Raw genomic sequence first — 14828 nt, forward strand, 5'->3', positions numbered from 1 at the left:
CGGGAGGTGCGGGCCGATGAGCGCGGAACCCCTGGGACACCACGTCGGGCTGATCCTGGCGGTCTGTTGGTCTATGAGGCGATCAACGTCCGGCTCGACGTCGACCGGGTCGTCATTCCGGATCTCGTCGTGACCGACATCGACGACGACGGCGCCTTTCTGGACGCCGAGCGGGTGACCCTCGTCGGCGAGATCGTCTCGCCGGGCAACGCTGCCGCTGACCGCCTGGTCAAGATGCAGCTCTACGCGATCGCGCGAATCCCCTGGTACCTGCTGGTCGAGCAGGACGGTGACGGTCATTCGCTGCGTCTGTACCGGCTCGACGGCGAGCACTACATCGAGGATCAGGTCGCCAAGGCCGGCGAGACGTTGAGCATCGCGAAGCCGTTCCGCTGGCAGCTCGACCCGGCCACGCTGCGCTGATCCGTTCGACTCCCGCCACCGGACGATCGCAGCCCATCGATGAAAGTTTTCTCTACAGCTATTGCGATCAAGGGCACTTAACTCCAAAGATGGGCGTCAATAGACCGGCGTCCCTGGAGGCACTCATGGCCCGTACCCGATCATCGCTGCGCCGCGCGCTCGCCGCCGGCCTCACCGTCCTCGCCACCGCGGCGGCGACCCTGGTCGCGACCGCCGGCCCAGCGGCGGCGGCCACCACCGCCGGCGTCGACGTGTCCCACTACCAGGGCAGCATCAACTGGACCAGCGTCCGGAACGCGGGCATCGAGTTCGCCTTCATCAAGGCGACCGAGGGCACCAGCGTCAAGGACTCCGCCTTCAACGCGAACTACGTCAACGCCTACAACGCCGGGGTGATCCGCGGGGCGTACCACTTCGCCCGGCCCAACATCTCCGCCGGCTCGACCCAGGCCAACTACCTGGCCTCCAACGGTGGCGCGTGGTCGGCGGACAGCCGCACCCTGCCGGCCGCGCTGGACATCGAGGCGAACCCGTACAGCGGCGGCTACTGCTACGGGCTCAGCACCACCGGGATGCGCAACTGGGTGCAGGACTTCCTGAACACCTACCGCTCGCGCACCGGCCGGTACGCGGTCATCTACACCACCACGAGCTGGTGGAACCAGTGCACCGGCAGCTGGACCGGCCCGTGGGCCAACCACCCGCTCTGGCTCGCCCGCTGGTCGAGCACCCCGGGCGCCCTGCCGGCCGGTGCGCCGGTGTGGAGCTTCTGGCAGTACACCAGCAGCGGCGCCGTCTCCGGGATCAGCGGCAACGTGGACCGCAACTACTGGAACGGCGACCGGAGCCGCCTCATCGCCCTCGCGAACAACACCTGACCGGGCCGTTGGCGGCAGCGGGATCGACTATCACCTCACGGTGCACAATCGGTCCGGCTGCCGCCACACCACCGGTTACGGGTCAGGCCCGCCGTCGGCTCATCGCCGGCACCATCACCGGAGCGTCCTCGCGGACGACCGCATCCCGCCGGCTGAGCCGCCGGACGCCCACCGCACCAACGGCGATGGCGACGACGCCGAACAGCGCGACGAGTACCGGAAGCCCAACGCTGATCAGCAGCAGTGCCACATCCCCGAGTGCGACGAGCATCCACAGTGCCAGCCGGGGCCGGGCGTTCCTGTATCGGTAACCCATGTCGCACCTCCCTCCGTCGTTGGAGATCAGATACCCCGAACGACGCAAGAACATGCGAGAGAGGTTCGTGCAGGTGCGGAACGCCGGTCAGTTGACCCGGTCGGGCTTGAAGCCCTTGACGATCTGGTCGAAGTTGGCGAGGTTGGCCTGCCAGTCCTTCTCCGCGATCTCCCACCGGATGGCGTAACCCCGGTTGCTGGCGGTTACGAAGCCCCGGTTGCGCACGTGGACGCGGGTGTTGTTCCGGGTCTCCAGCCACTCCCAGTCGGCGCAGGTCCGGTACCAGTCGCAGGCCTTGATGCTGCCCACCAACTGGTAGTTGGTGACCAGATTCCGGCGGTACGGTTCCTTTTCCTTCCAGTCGGCGACCGCGTCCTTCAGCGGGGTGGGAGTCCACTGGACCAGCATCTTGCCGGGCCCGCCGGACTGGTTGAAGATGGCCGTGTCCGAGCCGGTCTGACCGCCGCTCCAGCCGGGTGGGAGCGGGATGGAGAAGGTCGGCCCCTCGTACAGCTTCCAGCCGGCCGGCAGCGCGTTCGGGTCGGCCGACGGCGTGGCCGAGGGCGTCGCACTCGGTGCGCCCGTGGTGGGCGGAGGCGCCGCCGGAGCGGAGGACTGCGCTGGCGCCGACGTCACGGCCGCCCCGGTCGTCGGGCCGGCCTGCGGGCTCTCGGTGTCGTCGCCGTTGGTCAGCATGGGCACGATCACCACGAGGCCGACCAGCAGCAGGGCCACCAGCGCACCGATCAGCACGTTCCGGCGCGTGTTGTTCGACTTCGTACCGTCGAACACCGGCACCGCCGCGCGCCCGGCCGGACCCACCGGCGGCATCACCGACGTGGGCGTCGAGGGCTTGCGCTGCTCCGGCGCCACCGGCGGACCGTCGACGGCCGTCGGCTCGTCGTCGCCTGCCGTCGTACCGTCATCGGGTTTGTCGTCGGCGGCCGGCACCGTCGCGGTCGGCTCAGCCTCGGACGGGCGGTCGATCTTCGCCGTCGGTTCGGCCGGCACCGTTGCCGTCGGCTCGGCGTCCGCGCCGGCCGGCACGACCTCCGTCGGCGTCGCGTCGGCCACCGCCGGCCCGGCCGCGGCGGCGGCTACCGGCGGCGGGGTACGCGGAGCCGGTGGCGACACCGAACGATCGGCGACCTCCTCGGCCGGCCGTGGTGCCGGTACGAGCGGCGGGCGCGGCTCCCGTGGACCGTTCGGCCCCGGCCGGCGTACGCCATCGAGCAGTGAGATCCCGCGCGCCCGCTTGCCCCCGGCGCGGCGCAGCAGCCGCTCGGCCACCTCCGCGGTGATCCGCTCGTTCGGGTCCTTCTGGAGCAGCCCGGTGAGCACCGCCTTGAGCGGGCCGGCGTTCTTCGGCGGCGGCATCGGCTCGGTGGCCAGCGCGGCGAGCGTGGCGATCGCGGACGGCCGCGCGTACGGCGACTTGCCCTCCACCGCCGCGTAGAGCGTCGCGCCCAGCGACCACAGGTCGGCCTCTGGGCCGGCGGTGCCCTCCCGGGCCCGCTCCGGCGAGATGTACGCGGGCGAACCGAGCACCATGCCGGTACGGGTGACGTTCGGGTCACCGGGGATCGTGGCGAGGCCGAAATCGGTCAACACCACCCGGCCGTCCTCGCCCAGCAGCACGTTGCCCGGCTTGACGTCGCGGTGCATGACGCCCGCCTTGTGCGCCGCGTTCAGCGCGCCCAGCACGCCCAGGCCGATCTCGATCGTGCGGGCCACCGACACCGGCCCGTCCTCGGCGAGGGTGTCCTGCAACGACCTCGACGCCACGTACTCCATGACGATCCACGGGTCGCCGTCGGTCCGCAAAACGTCGAAGATGCGTACCACGTTGACGTGGTTGAGCCGGGCGATGGCCCGCGCCTCGCGCAGCGACCGCTCCCGCATCTCGCGGCGTTCCTCGTCGGTGAGGCCGGGCGGCGGCACCAACTCCTTGATGGCGACGTCCCGGTGCAACACCTCGTCGCGCGCCTTCCACACCCGACCCATGCCACCCTGGCCGAGCGGCGACAGAAGCCGGTATCGGTCAGCGACGAGTTGGGGAAGCGCGTTCGACATCGCTGAGACGGTACCCGGACCCGCCGACGGTCACACCGCCGGCACGCCACTGTGCGTGTGACGTGACTTCGGGCCGCGTACCCTGGCGGCATGCCTGCCGAAGAGCCGCTGTTCCGGGTCGTCCGCGGCGTGCCCACCGCCGAGGAATTGGCCGCCCTGGTCGGGGCGATCATCGTGCGGTCCCGACCGGCTACCGCACCCGCGCCGACGGCCACGTCCGCCTGGGCGCGCAGCGGCCGGCCCGCCCGCCCCGACACCTGGCGGGCCTCCGGTCTGCCTCGCTGACCCCGGTTCCCATTCCGGGGGCTGCCAGGATGGCGCGTAGCCGTTAACCTCACTGAGGGAAACGGTGCGGTGACGGACAGGGAGGGTCGATGATCCCCGAAGAGGACCAACCGGCGCCCTGGCTGCACGGCTACGGCGGCATCGAGGCCGACATCCGTCAACTCCGCGAGTTCGCCGACCGGCTCGCCGCCGAGGTCGAGAGCAACTACGCGCCCCACCTGCCGTACATCGCCGAAGACATGTCCGCGAAGGTGCCCAACCCCTGCGACGCGTTCGTCGAACTGGTCACCTTCCTGCACGCCCACCACGAGACGCAGCAGGCCACGACCGACATGGTGTACGCCGTCCGCGGCGCCACCGGCCACCTTGCCGCCGTCGCCGACCGCGTCGCCACCCAGTACGCCGACAGCGACGCCTTCTCCGCCGCCCGCGCCGTGGACGTCCAACACGCCCTCGCCGACCCGGGAACCGTCCTGCCCGGCAGCCGGACGCCGACGCTGAGCGACCCCACCGGCCCCGACAGCGAAAGGCCGGTGGTCCTCCCGTGATCGAGCGTGGTGGCGGCCGCACCTCAAGCCAGACCGACTGGCACTTGATGGACCTCAACAGCATGTGGGCGTGCCTCCAGGACCACGACACCACCAACCACTGGAAACAGGTCGCCGGCTGGCGCAAGGTCTGCGACCTCGCCCAGATCCACCTCGGCCGACTTCAGGAGTACCGGCGGGGCCTCGCCGAAGCATGGCCCCCCGAAACCAGCGCCGCCTCCGGCACGTACCTCACCCAACTCGACGACCTGATCGCCAAGGTGCGACACACCCACGACGCCGCCGCCGCCAACTACACCGCGCTGTCCGCCGCCACCCAGGCCATCGGCACCACCCGCGCCGAGCTGCGCAAGCTCCACGAGGAGTACGCGACAAAGCTCCAACAGAAGCGGGCGTACGAGGCCACCGCCGCCGACCCCAAGGCGGTCATGGGCAATCGGGTCGTGGACGCGCCCGTGACAGATAGCGACCTGGAACGGCTGAACGTGCAGGCGCGGGCAATGATGTTCAACCTCAGTGGCGAACTACAACAAGCCCAAGCCACCCTTCGTCAGCCTCCACCCAGACCGGCCCCTCGGGTTGATGATCTAGTTACGGGGACGGTCTCGGATACGGCACCGGCAATCCCTCCGATAATTCCCGCACCTATCGCTGTATCGCGAACACTGCCGGTGGTTCAGCGATCTGAAAATGACTTCCGGGCTGGGCGCTTGCCCACAGAGGCAGGCATAGGCCCTGTGCTCGGCGGCAACGGCGCTCCGAATACTCCACCAATCCAGGACTCACCGCGAACCACGCAGCCTATCGCTACTTCGAATTCCCCTATCGGAGGGCCACCAACGCTGGGGCCAATATCTACGGCACCTCTCGCCACACCTCAATCGCCAATCGGCAACGGTAGGACAATCGGCGAGTCGGTATCCGGGCCAACCAAGGGCGGCCCTTTCTCATCCCCTCGATCGATGCCTCCGGGCGGTTTGATTGGAGCGCCACCTGGTGTGGGGCTCGGCCAGCCCGGCGCAAACGCTAGTCCTACCCGCCGGGTCAATCCGGTCGGAGGCGTTATTGGTGGTGGCGGCGCCGGAACCGCGCCGGCCGGAGGCGCAGGTTCTAGGCCAGATGCCCGGCGCGGCTTGAACGGCTTGAACGGCGTCCCTCCATTCAGTCCACCCGCCAATAACAGCAATCAGAGTTCAGGATCCAGCCCCGGTCGACCGGCACGCCAGGCCACGGGTCACACCAATGATCGAGCGACAGAATGGGACCCAGATCACCCTTGGAAAACTGATCAAGGCGTTCCACCCATTGTCATTCCACCAGATGAAAACGGGCCAATCGATCCTGGTCCCGCCATTGGCTTCCGTCGGTGATCCTCAAATTCACTCTTCAAATACTAGCAGCATTGGCATTTCCTGGAATCAGTCAGCAAGTGCCGCCCAGCTACCCGCACACGAACCATGGAGAGCAATGGCACCTGCCGAGCCTCGGGATTGCCGCTGCTCAGGAAATCAGCCAAGGCGACGGAGTTATTGTGGCCGTACCCGACAGCGGGGTTAGCCTTCATCCAGACTTGCAGGGTAGCGTCCTTGCAGGCATCGACGTTATCACAGGCGGCGGCGACGGACGTGCCGATAAAGACGGCCATGGAACTGGAATGGCCGGTCTAATAGCAGCCCACGGCACTGGGACCGACGGCGCAATCGGAATAGCTCCGAAGGCTAAGATCCTACCAATCCTCTGCTCGCCGGCGGGTCAGGATGGCGAAACAGATACATTGGCGGCAGCCATCGAGTTCGCTGTAAATAATCGGGCCGATGTCATCAGCATTTCAATTGTTGGGGGCGCTAGCGTTCGCCTGCAACGAGCGATTGAGATGGCCTTGGCGGCCGACGTTTTGGTGATAGCAGCCGCAGGGAACACGCCCAGGTCGAATGTTGTGGGTTATCCGGCACGTCATCCCGGAGTGGTAGCGGTTGGTGGCATCGATCGAAGCGGAAGCCATGCAGCAGTCTCGGTAACGGGGCCGGAAATTGACGTCGTCGCACCGGCAGTAGACATATACAGCACCAGCATCAACGGCACGTATCGCAGGGGCACCGGCACCTCCGATGCTGCGGCGATTGTGGCCGGGGCGGCGGCGTTGATCAGGTCGAAGTATCCCTACCTGCCGGCGCAGGAAGTGGCCCACCGGCTTACGGCAACGGCCATCGACAAAGGCCCGCCTGGCCGGGACGACGAGTACGGGTACGGCGTTATCGATCTTGTCGCGGCGCTAACGGCAGACGTACCCCCGTTAGGTTTTGAATCGGTGAGCGCGCCCGCCGGCGGTGGCCCGACCACGGCGGCCGATGCTCGGCCGGACGAGGATGACGGCTCGGCGGTTCGGGGCCTTGCCACCCTTGGCGTGATCGTCGCCGTTGGGGTTGGGTGGGCCGTCGTGGCACGGCGTCGGCGGCGCGGTGATGATCCGCCGCCCAGAATCAGCCGCTAGGCGTGCCCGGCGCCTCGATCGACTCGGGTTCCTTGAGGTTGGGGTGTCTGGTGGCTTGGGATGCCGCGGTTTGCTGGAAGCCGAGTGGATCACGGCGGCGGGCGTCCTTGATGGCGCGATATCGGCGATCGGGAGTCGATCAAGGACGCGGCGCGGCGCTGAGGGCCGGGAACGGGTGTCGGGCGTGGCGGGCCGGTAACGTCGGGCCGGTGTCTGACACTCTGCCGCTCCGCCTCGTGCTGGCCTCTGCCAGTCCTGCTCGCCGAAAGTCGCTTCGGGCCGCCGGCATCGACCCGGACGTGCTGGTCAGCGGGGTGGACGAATCCCTGGTGGTGAGCGATCGGGCTGAGGATCTCTGCCTCGAGTTGGCCCGACTCAAGGCCGAGGCGGTGCTCGCCCGGCTGAATCCGACCGCCACGGCGAACAGCTCAACCACCAACGCCAAGGACACCACCAACAGCACCAGCGCCAGCACGGACGCCGCCAACAGCACCAGCACGGACACAGCCCGTCAGCGCACCCTGGTCATCGGGTGTGACTCGGTGCTCGAGTTCGACGGGGAGATTCTTGGCAAGCCGGCCGACGCGGCGGACGCGACCCGTCGTTGGTTGCGGATGCGGGGGCGCAGTGGGGTCCTGCACAGCGGACACTGCCTGATCGACAGTGTCGCCGGGCGGCGGGCGGAGGCGGTCGCCTCGACGGTCGTCCACTTTGCCGACATCAGTGACGACGAGATCGCCGCGTACGTCGCCACGGGCGAGCCGTTGGCGGTGGCGGGCGCGTTCACGATCGACGGGTTGGGTGGGCCGTTCGTGGAGCGGATCGAGGGTGACCCGGGGACCGTCGTCGGGTTGTCGATGCCGTTGCTGCGTCGGCTCCTGGCGGAACTCGGTCTGGAGATCACGGACCTGTGGACAAAGGTCGCGCCGGGCGGCCAAACGGTCGAGCCGCTCGGTAACGTCCATTCATGACCACGAAGTCGATCCCGCTCACCGACGAGTTGCACGCCTACCTGGTTGCGCACGGCGCACCGCCGGACGAGATCATTCGAGATCTGGCCGAGGAGACCCGCTCGCTGCTGCCGGAGCACGCCAGCATGCAGGTGGCGCCGGAGCAGGCCGCGTTCCTGACGTTCCTGACCCGGCTGCTCGACGTACGGCAGGCCGTCGAGGTCGGCACGTTCACCGGCCTGTCGGCGCTGGCCATCGCCCGGGGGTTGCCCGAGGGAGGGCGGCTGACCTGCTTCGACATCTCCGAGGAGTACACCGGGATCGCCCGGCGTTACTGGTCCCGCGCCGGGGTGCAGGACCGCATCGACCTGCGGATCGGCCCGGCCGGCGACACGCTGCGGGAGCTGCCGCAGGAGCGCCACCTGGACTTCGCGTTCATCGACGCCGACAAGACCGGGTATCCGGTCTACTGGGCCGAGCTGGTGCCGCGAATGCGGCCGGGCGGGGTGATCGCCGTCGACAACGTGCTGCGCGGCGGGCGGGTGATCGCGCCGCAGGATGTCAACGACCGGGCGATCGCGGCGTTCAACGACGAGGTGCTGGCCGACGTACGGGTCGACCCGGTGATGCTGCCCATCGCCGACGGCCTCACCCTCGCCCGGGTGCGCTGAGCGGCGCTCTGAACCACTCGGGTTCCTGGAAATCGCGGCATCCCCGGCGGTAAGACACCCCAACTTCCAGGAACCCGAGTCGATCAAGCCGGGCTCGCCCCGGGGCCAGGCCGGCCCCGGGGCGAGCGTCAGCGGACGCTGCGGGCGAACTGGCGGGCGGCCCAGAAGACGCCCAGCGCGGCGAGGACCGCGGTGATGGTCAGGCCCTGCCAGACCTTGTCGCTGCCCAGGTCGCCGGCGAACAGCGCCCGGGTGCCGTCGACCGCCCAGGAGAACGGGTTCCAGTCGGCGATGCCCTGCAACCAGCCGGGAGCGAAGGTCAGCGGCAGCAGGATGCCGGAGAGCAGCAGCACCGGCTGCGCCACGGTGTTCATCAGCGGGGCCAGCGCGTCCTCGCTCTTGACCTTGAGCGCGACGCCGTAGGAGACGGCCGAGGTCATGAGCGCGATGAGGGCGAGCATCAGGTACGCCAGCAGGAGGTCACCGATGAAGACCCGCAGGTCGAACAGGAGCGCCAGCAGGGTGATGATGACGGCCTGCACGACGAGTGAGACCACGTCGCGCAGCGAGCGCCCGAGCAGCAGTGCCAGGCGGCTGATCGGGGTGACCCGGGAGCGTTCGATGACGCCGGCGCGCAGTTCGGCGATCAGGCCGAAGCCCTGAAACAGGCCGCCGAAGATGGCCAGCAGCACCAGCAGGCCGGGTACGAAGATCTTGTAGGCGGCGGCCTGGGTGGGCGCGTTCAGGGCCGGCTTGAGCAGGGGGGCGAAGAGCAGCAGGTACATCACCGGCTGGAACACGCCGACGAAGACCCAGACCGGGTTGCGCAGCAGGAGCTGGATCTGCCGCTGGAAGATCAGCCACGTGTCGCGGGCGAATTTCATGAGTCGTCTCTCCGGGGGGTCAGGACTCGCGCAGCGAGCGGCCGGTCTTGGTCAGGAAGACGTCGTCCAGGCTGGGCCGATGCAGCTCGATCGAGCGCAGCTCGAGCCCGGCCTGGTCGAGGCGGCGTAGCACCTGGGGAATGGCGGTGGCGCCCTCGTCGACGTAGAGGCGCAGGCCACCCTCGTCGACGGTCTCCAGCTTGTTGACGTACGGCTCGCCGTCCAGCGCCTTCGCCGCCTGCGGGGTGGCGGCCACGTCGAGGCCGACGAGCACCACGTCGCCGGAGATCTCCCGCTTGAGTTCGGCCGGTGTGCCCTCGGCGACGACCTCGCCGTTGTCCATGATCGCGATGCGGTCGCAGAGTGCGTCGGCCTCGTCCAGGTAGTGCGTGGTGATGAAGACGGTCATCCCATCGCTGCGCAGTCGCCGGATCTCGTCCCACATGTGGGCGCGGCTCTGCGGGTCGAGGCCGGTGGTCGGCTCGTCCAGGAAGACGATCTTCGGCTCGTGGATGATGCCGAGCGCGATCTCGACCCGTCGACGCTGGCCACCGGAGTAGGTCTTGCACTTGCGGTCGGCGTACTCGGTGAGCTGGAAAGCCTCCAGGGCGCGGACGGCGCGCTGCTGCGCGTCGGCCTTGCCGATGCCGTACATCCGGGCGTGCAGGACCAGCTCCTCGCGGGCGGTCGACTCGTCCCAGGTGCTGCCGCCCTGCGGCACGTACCCGATCCGGCGGCGGACCTCCGCCGGGTCCTTGCGGAGGTCCGCCCCGGCGATGGTGGCCTCGCCGCCGTCGGGCTCGATCAGCGTGGCGAGCATCCGCAGCGTGGTGGTCTTGCCGGCGCCGTTCGGGCCGAGGAAGCCGAAGATCTCGCCCTCGGCGACCTCGAGGTTGACGCCGCGCACGGCGTCCACCGTCTTCGTCTCTCGACCCGCGCGGGAGCGGAACGACTTCCGCAGCCCCCTGGTCTCGATCATTTCTGCTCCTGGTCGGTCGGGCCGGCCGCGCCGGCCGTCATGTGTCGGTCGGACCGGTGGGCCGGCCGTCGAGTGGGACGACGCCGGACGGCGCACTCCCCCGCTGTGCCGACAGCAGGCTAACGCGATATAGCGCTTGTAGTCAACGTTGATTATTTCGCGTTGCGATTGAACCGCTCCTCGCCCTCCCGTGGGCCCGACCAACCCTCGGCGTCCGCCAGTTCAGCAGGCAGGTACGACACACCGGACTCGATCCGCTCCGCGATGCGCTCACACCAGCTGAGCTCCGCCTCCGCCCGCGCCGACCACAGCTCGAACATCCAACTGACGTGCACCGGCTTGGTGTTACGCACCCAGTCCGACTGAAGCGAGGCGCGCATCGACTCCATGCCGGCCCGCAGCAGGTTGGCCCGGTTGCGCAGCGCCGCCGCCGCCTCGGACCGGGGCATCGCGGGCAGGAACGAGAAGGCCGCGGTGAAGGGGTCGACGGGTTCGGTGAAGTTCCACCAGAAGTTGCGCAACAGGGTCTCGAACTCGTCGTCCCCCTTCGGGGTGACCTCGTAGGTCGTACGCGCCGGACGGGCGCCGACCTGCTCGGTGGCGACGGCCCGCAACAGCCCCTCCTCGGTGAGCTTGCGCAGCGCGTGGTAGATCGAGCCGGGCTGCACGTTCGCCCACTTGTCGGCGCTCCAGCTCAGCAGCTCGCGGCGCACGTCGTAACCGTGCACGGGCTGCATCCACCGCACCAGGCCGAGGATCATCATCCGAGTCGCAGACACCAGACAAGCGTAATAGCCAAGTTTGACTAAACCAGTGCCCCATCCCACACTGAGCGATCGTTAGGGGCCGCCCGGGGCGGCCGATACACTCCCCGTCAGTAACCTGCCGGGAGGAGCCACGAAGGTGCGCAAGGTACTGATCGCCAACCGCGGCGAGATCGCCGTCCGGGTCATCCGCGCCTGTCGTGACGCCGGCCTGGGCAGCGTCGCCGTGTACGCGGACTCCGACCGCGACGCCCTGCACGCCACGCTCGCGGACGAGGCGTACGCGCTCGGCGGAGACAGCGCGACCGACACGTACCTGCGCATCGACAAGCTACTCGAGGTCGCCGCCCGGGCCGACGCCGACGCCGTGCACCCGGGCTACGGCTTCCTCAGTGAGAACGCCGATTTCGCCCAGGCCGTCATCGACGCCGGGCTGACCTGGATCGGTCCGACCCCGCAGGCGATCCGCGACCTGGGCGACAAGGTGACCGCCCGGCACATCGCCCAGCGCGCCGGCGCGCCGTTGGTCCCCGGCACCCCGGACCCGGTGGGCAGCCCGGACGAGGTGATGGCGTTCGCCGTCGACCACGGCCTGCCGGTCGCCATCAAGGCGGCCTTCGGCGGCGGCGGTCGGGGCCTCAAGGTCGCCCGCACCATGGAGGAGATCCCGCAGCTCTTCGAGTCGGCCACCCGCGAGGCCGTCGCGGCGTTCGGTCGGGGCGAGTGCTTCGTCGAGCGCTACCTGGACCAGCCCCGCCACGTCGAGGCGCAGGTCCTCGCCGACCAGCACGGCAACGTGATCGTGGTGGGCACCCGGGACTGCTCGTTGCAGCGCCGGCACCAGAAGCTCGTGGAGGAGGCTCCCGCGCCGTTCCTCACCGACGCCCAGCGCGCCCAGATCCACTCCAGCGCCAAGGCGATCTGCCGCGAAGCCGGCTACCACGGCGCCGGCACCGTGGAATACCTGGTCGGCAAGGACGGCACCATCTCCTTCCTGGAGGTCAACACGCGACTCCAGGTCGAGCACCCGGTCACCGAGGAGACCGCCGGCATCGACCTGGTCCGCGAGCAGTTCCGGATCGCCGACGGCGAGAAGCTGCGGATCACCGAGGACCCGACGCCGCGCGGACACGCCATCGAGTTCCGGATCAACGGCGAGGACCCGGGCCGCAACTTCCTCCCCGCGCCCGGCACGGTCACGGCGCTGCGCCTGCCCAGCGGCCCGGGCGTGCGGGTCGACACCGGCATCTCGGCCGGCGACGTGATCGGCGGCAACTTCGACTCGCTGCTCGCCAAGGTGATCATCGTCGGTGAGACGCGCACCGAGGCGCTGGAGCGCGCCCGCCGCGCCCTCGACGAGATGGTCGTCGACGGCATGGCCACCGCGCTGCCGTTCCACCGGCTCGTCGTGCGGGACGAGGCGTTCACCGCCGAGCCGTTCACCGTGCACACCCGGTGGATCGAGACCGAGTTCCACAACACCGTGCCGCCGTTCGCCGCCGCCGCCGGCACCGCCGACGCGCCGGCGGAACGCGACACCGTCGTGGTCGAGGTCGGCGGCAAGCGCATCGAGGTCAGCCTCCCGGCCGGCTTCGGCGGGAGTACGACCACAGCCTCAACCGCCTCCCGCAAGCCGACCCGGCGCGGGGGCGGGGCCAAGGCCGGCGTACCGGTCGGCGGCGACGCGCTCACCTCCCCGATGCAGGGCACCATCGTCAAGATCGCGGTCGCCGACGGCGACACGGTGGCCGAGGGCGACCTGGTGGTGGTGCTGGAGGCGATGAAAATGGAGCAGCCGTTGCACGCCCACAAGGCGGGTACGGTCAGCGGACTCGCCGCCGAGGTCGGTGCCGTGATCACGGCGGGCGCGCCCATCTGCACCATCTCCTGAAAGGAAGGGCACCTTGTTATCGCCTCGTGTATAAGAAGGGGCCCTTCCTTACGTTTGTCCGGGCGGGCGGGGCTCGGTGGGGGTGGTTTGCCGCACCGAGGTGGGCGCGGGCGGCCATGGGCGGGAATGATGGCCGGGTGCGGTTTCTTTCCGGCGCGGCCCCCGCGCACGACCTGACCTACACCGACGTCTTCATGGCGCCGGCCCGCTCCGACCTCGGCTCCCGCCTAGACGTGGACCTGTCCACCGGCGACGGCACGGGCACCACCATCCCGCTGGTGGTGTCGAACATGACGGCGGTCGCCGGCCGGCGGATGGCCGAGACGGTAGCCCGTCGGGGCGCGATCACGGTGATCCCGCAGGACATCCCCATCGAGGTCGTGGCGAACGTCGTCTCCTGGGTCAAGCAGCGGCACCTGGTCTACGACACGCCCATCACCCTGGGCCCTACCGAGACCGTCGGCGACGCGATCCACCTGCTGCCCAAGAGGTCGCACGGCGCGGTGATCGTGGTCGACGACGGCGGCCGGCCGGTGGGCGTGGTCACCGAGGCGGACACCGTGGGAGTGGACCGGTTCGCCCAGCTGCGACACGTCATGTCGACCGAGCTGCACACCGTGCCGGCCGACGCGGACCCGCGTACCGGCTTCGACAGGCTCTCCGCCGGCCGGCGTCGGCTCGCTCCGGTGGTGGACGCTCACGGCCGGCTGGTCGGGGTGCTCACCCGACAGGGCGCACTGCGAGCCACCCTCTACACGCCGGCCGTCGACGACCGGGGTCGGCTGCGCATCGCGGCGGCGGTCGGCATCAACGGGGACGTCACCGGCAAGGCCGCCGCGCTACTCGAAGCCGGGGTGGACACGCTGGTCGTGGACACCGCGCACGGCCACCAGGCCCGGATGATCTCGGCGTTGCAGGCGGTCCGCAAGCTGGACCCGGGCGTACCGGTGGCGGCCGGCAACGTGGTCACCGCCGAGGGCGTACGCGACCTGGTCGAGGCCGGCGCGGACATCATCAAGGTCGGTGTCGGCCCGGGCGCGATGTGCACCACCCGGATGATGACCGGCGTGGGCCGGCCGCAGTTCTCCGCCGTCCTCGACTGCTCGACGGCCGCCCGGCAGCTGGGCCGGCACGTCTGGGCCGACGGCGGTGTACGTCACCCCCGCGACGTGGCGCTCGCGCTCGCCGCCGGCGCGTCGAACGTGATGATCGGCTCGTGGTTCGCCGGCACCTACGAGTCCCCCGGTGACCTCTACACCGAACCGGACGGGCGGCGGTACAAGGAGAGCTTCGGGATGGCCTCGGCGCGGGCGGTCAGCGCCCGTACGGCCGACGACAGCCCGTACGACCGGGCTCGCAAGGCCGTGTTCGAGGAGGGCATCTCCTCGGCCCGGATGTACCTGGATCCGCACCGCCCCGGCGTCGAGGATCTGATCGACGAGATCATCGCCGGGGTACGCAGCGCCTTCACCTACGCCGGTGCCCGCAACCTGACGCAGTTCCACGAGCGAGCGATAGTCGGCGTCCAGAGCGCCGCCGGCTACACCGAAGGAATGCCCCTCCCCACCAGTTGGTAAGAACCCACCGGTCCGCGCTCGCGCGGCTCATGATGTCATTGCCACGACACGCCACTTGGGGTCAACGGGGCTGCCCCCAAGATCGGCATGGCCGGGCT

At 69.5% G+C, this 14828-nt stretch carries 15 protein-coding genes; 9 read left to right on the forward strand and 6 right to left on the reverse strand.

The window, feature by feature from the left end; all coding sequences use genetic code 11:
* Positions 1-66: 66 nt before the first annotated feature.
* Both AB0B55_RS28525 and AB0B55_RS28530 read left to right on the forward strand, forming a co-directional pair.
* Positions 67-423 carry a Uma2 family endonuclease gene (locus tag AB0B55_RS28525; RefSeq protein ID WP_357175005.1) on the forward strand — a complete coding sequence of 119 codons (357 nt, stop codon included), beginning with the start codon at positions 67-69 and terminating at the stop codon, positions 421-423.
* Positions 424-548: 125 nt separating this feature from the next.
* Positions 549-1301, forward strand: coding sequence for a GH25 family lysozyme (locus AB0B55_RS28530; protein WP_357130422.1), 753 nt, complete (start codon positions 549-551; stop codon positions 1299-1301).
* 82 nt (positions 1302-1383) lie between these two features.
* Here AB0B55_RS28530 and AB0B55_RS28535 read toward each other — a convergent pair whose 3' ends face one another.
* Both AB0B55_RS28535 and AB0B55_RS28540 read right to left on the reverse strand, forming a co-directional pair.
* A complete protein-coding gene (locus AB0B55_RS28535) occupies positions 1384-1617 on the reverse strand; it encodes a hypothetical protein (protein WP_141907885.1) in 234 nt (77 codons plus the stop codon).
* Between the two features lie 87 nt (positions 1618-1704).
* On the reverse strand, positions 1705-3690 hold the full coding sequence (locus AB0B55_RS28540; protein WP_357175008.1) for a protein kinase: 1986 nt from the start codon (positions 3688-3690) through the stop codon (positions 1705-1707).
* A 90-nt stretch (positions 3691-3780) separates the two neighbouring features.
* Between AB0B55_RS28540 and AB0B55_RS28545 the strand changes: the two genes are divergently transcribed.
* Together AB0B55_RS28545 and AB0B55_RS28550 are read left to right on the forward strand one after the other, a co-directional pair.
* Positions 3781-3975 (forward strand): acyl-CoA carboxylase subunit epsilon, encoded by a 195-nt coding sequence (locus AB0B55_RS28545; protein ID WP_357130254.1) that lies wholly within the window; start codon positions 3781-3783, stop codon positions 3973-3975.
* An 89-nt stretch (positions 3976-4064) separates the two neighbouring features.
* Positions 4065-4523 carry a hypothetical protein gene (locus tag AB0B55_RS28550; protein WP_355048897.1) on the forward strand — a complete coding sequence of 153 codons (459 nt, stop codon included), beginning with the start codon at positions 4065-4067 and terminating at the stop codon, positions 4521-4523.
* 292 nt (positions 4524-4815) lie between these two features.
* On the opposite strand, the gene AB0B55_RS28555 is transcribed toward AB0B55_RS28550, so the two are convergent.
* Positions 4816-4953 carry a hypothetical protein gene (locus tag AB0B55_RS28555; RefSeq protein WP_357130258.1) on the reverse strand — a complete coding sequence of 46 codons (138 nt, stop codon included), beginning with the start codon at positions 4951-4953 and terminating at the stop codon, positions 4816-4818.
* A gap of 936 nt (positions 4954-5889) precedes the next feature.
* On the opposite strand from AB0B55_RS28555, the gene mycP reads away from it, so the two are divergent.
* The 3 genes from mycP to AB0B55_RS28570 all read left to right on the forward strand — a co-directional run bounded on the left by mycP (position 5890) and on the right by AB0B55_RS28570 (position 8635).
* A complete protein-coding gene (gene mycP / locus AB0B55_RS28560) occupies positions 5890-7014 on the forward strand; it encodes a type VII secretion-associated serine protease mycosin (RefSeq protein WP_357130261.1) in 1125 nt (374 codons plus the stop codon).
* Between the two features lie 209 nt (positions 7015-7223).
* On the forward strand, positions 7224-7985 hold the full coding sequence (locus tag AB0B55_RS28565) for a Maf family protein (RefSeq protein WP_357130264.1): 762 nt from the start codon (positions 7224-7226) through the stop codon (positions 7983-7985).
* Entirely contained in the window at positions 7982-8635 is a 654-nt protein-coding gene (locus AB0B55_RS28570) for an O-methyltransferase (protein WP_357130267.1), read from the forward strand. The genes AB0B55_RS28565 and AB0B55_RS28570 overlap by 4 nt, the downstream gene beginning before the upstream one ends.
* A gap of 128 nt (positions 8636-8763) precedes the next feature.
* Here AB0B55_RS28570 and AB0B55_RS28575 read toward each other — a convergent pair whose 3' ends face one another.
* The 3 genes from AB0B55_RS28575 to AB0B55_RS28585 all read right to left on the reverse strand — a co-directional run bounded on the left by AB0B55_RS28575 (position 8764) and on the right by AB0B55_RS28585 (position 11262).
* Positions 8764-9519 (reverse strand): ABC transporter permease, encoded by a 756-nt coding sequence (locus tag AB0B55_RS28575; protein WP_355048901.1) that lies wholly within the window; start codon positions 9517-9519, stop codon positions 8764-8766.
* 19 nt (positions 9520-9538) lie between these two features.
* Positions 9539-10498 carry an ATP-binding cassette domain-containing protein gene (locus AB0B55_RS28580; protein ID WP_357130270.1) on the reverse strand — a complete coding sequence of 320 codons (960 nt, stop codon included), beginning with the start codon at positions 10496-10498 and terminating at the stop codon, positions 9539-9541.
* A gap of 152 nt (positions 10499-10650) precedes the next feature.
* Positions 10651-11262: a PadR family transcriptional regulator gene (locus tag AB0B55_RS28585; RefSeq protein ID WP_357175053.1), complete on the reverse strand. Its 612-nt coding sequence runs from the start codon at positions 11260-11262 to the stop codon at positions 10651-10653.
* A gap of 139 nt (positions 11263-11401) precedes the next feature.
* Between AB0B55_RS28585 and AB0B55_RS28590 the strand changes: the two genes are divergently transcribed.
* Both AB0B55_RS28590 and AB0B55_RS28595 read left to right on the forward strand, forming a co-directional pair.
* Entirely contained in the window at positions 11402-13153 is a 1752-nt protein-coding gene (locus tag AB0B55_RS28590; protein ID WP_357175010.1) for a biotin carboxylase N-terminal domain-containing protein, read from the forward strand.
* 137 nt (positions 13154-13290) lie between these two features.
* Entirely contained in the window at positions 13291-14730 is a 1440-nt protein-coding gene (locus AB0B55_RS28595; RefSeq protein ID WP_357175013.1) for a GuaB1 family IMP dehydrogenase-related protein, read from the forward strand.
* The last annotated feature ends 98 nt before the right edge of the window (positions 14731-14828 follow it).

The organism is Micromonospora sp. NPDC049107 (genome assembly GCF_040648595.1).
GTDB lineage: Bacteria > Actinomycetota > Actinomycetes > Mycobacteriales > Micromonosporaceae > Micromonospora.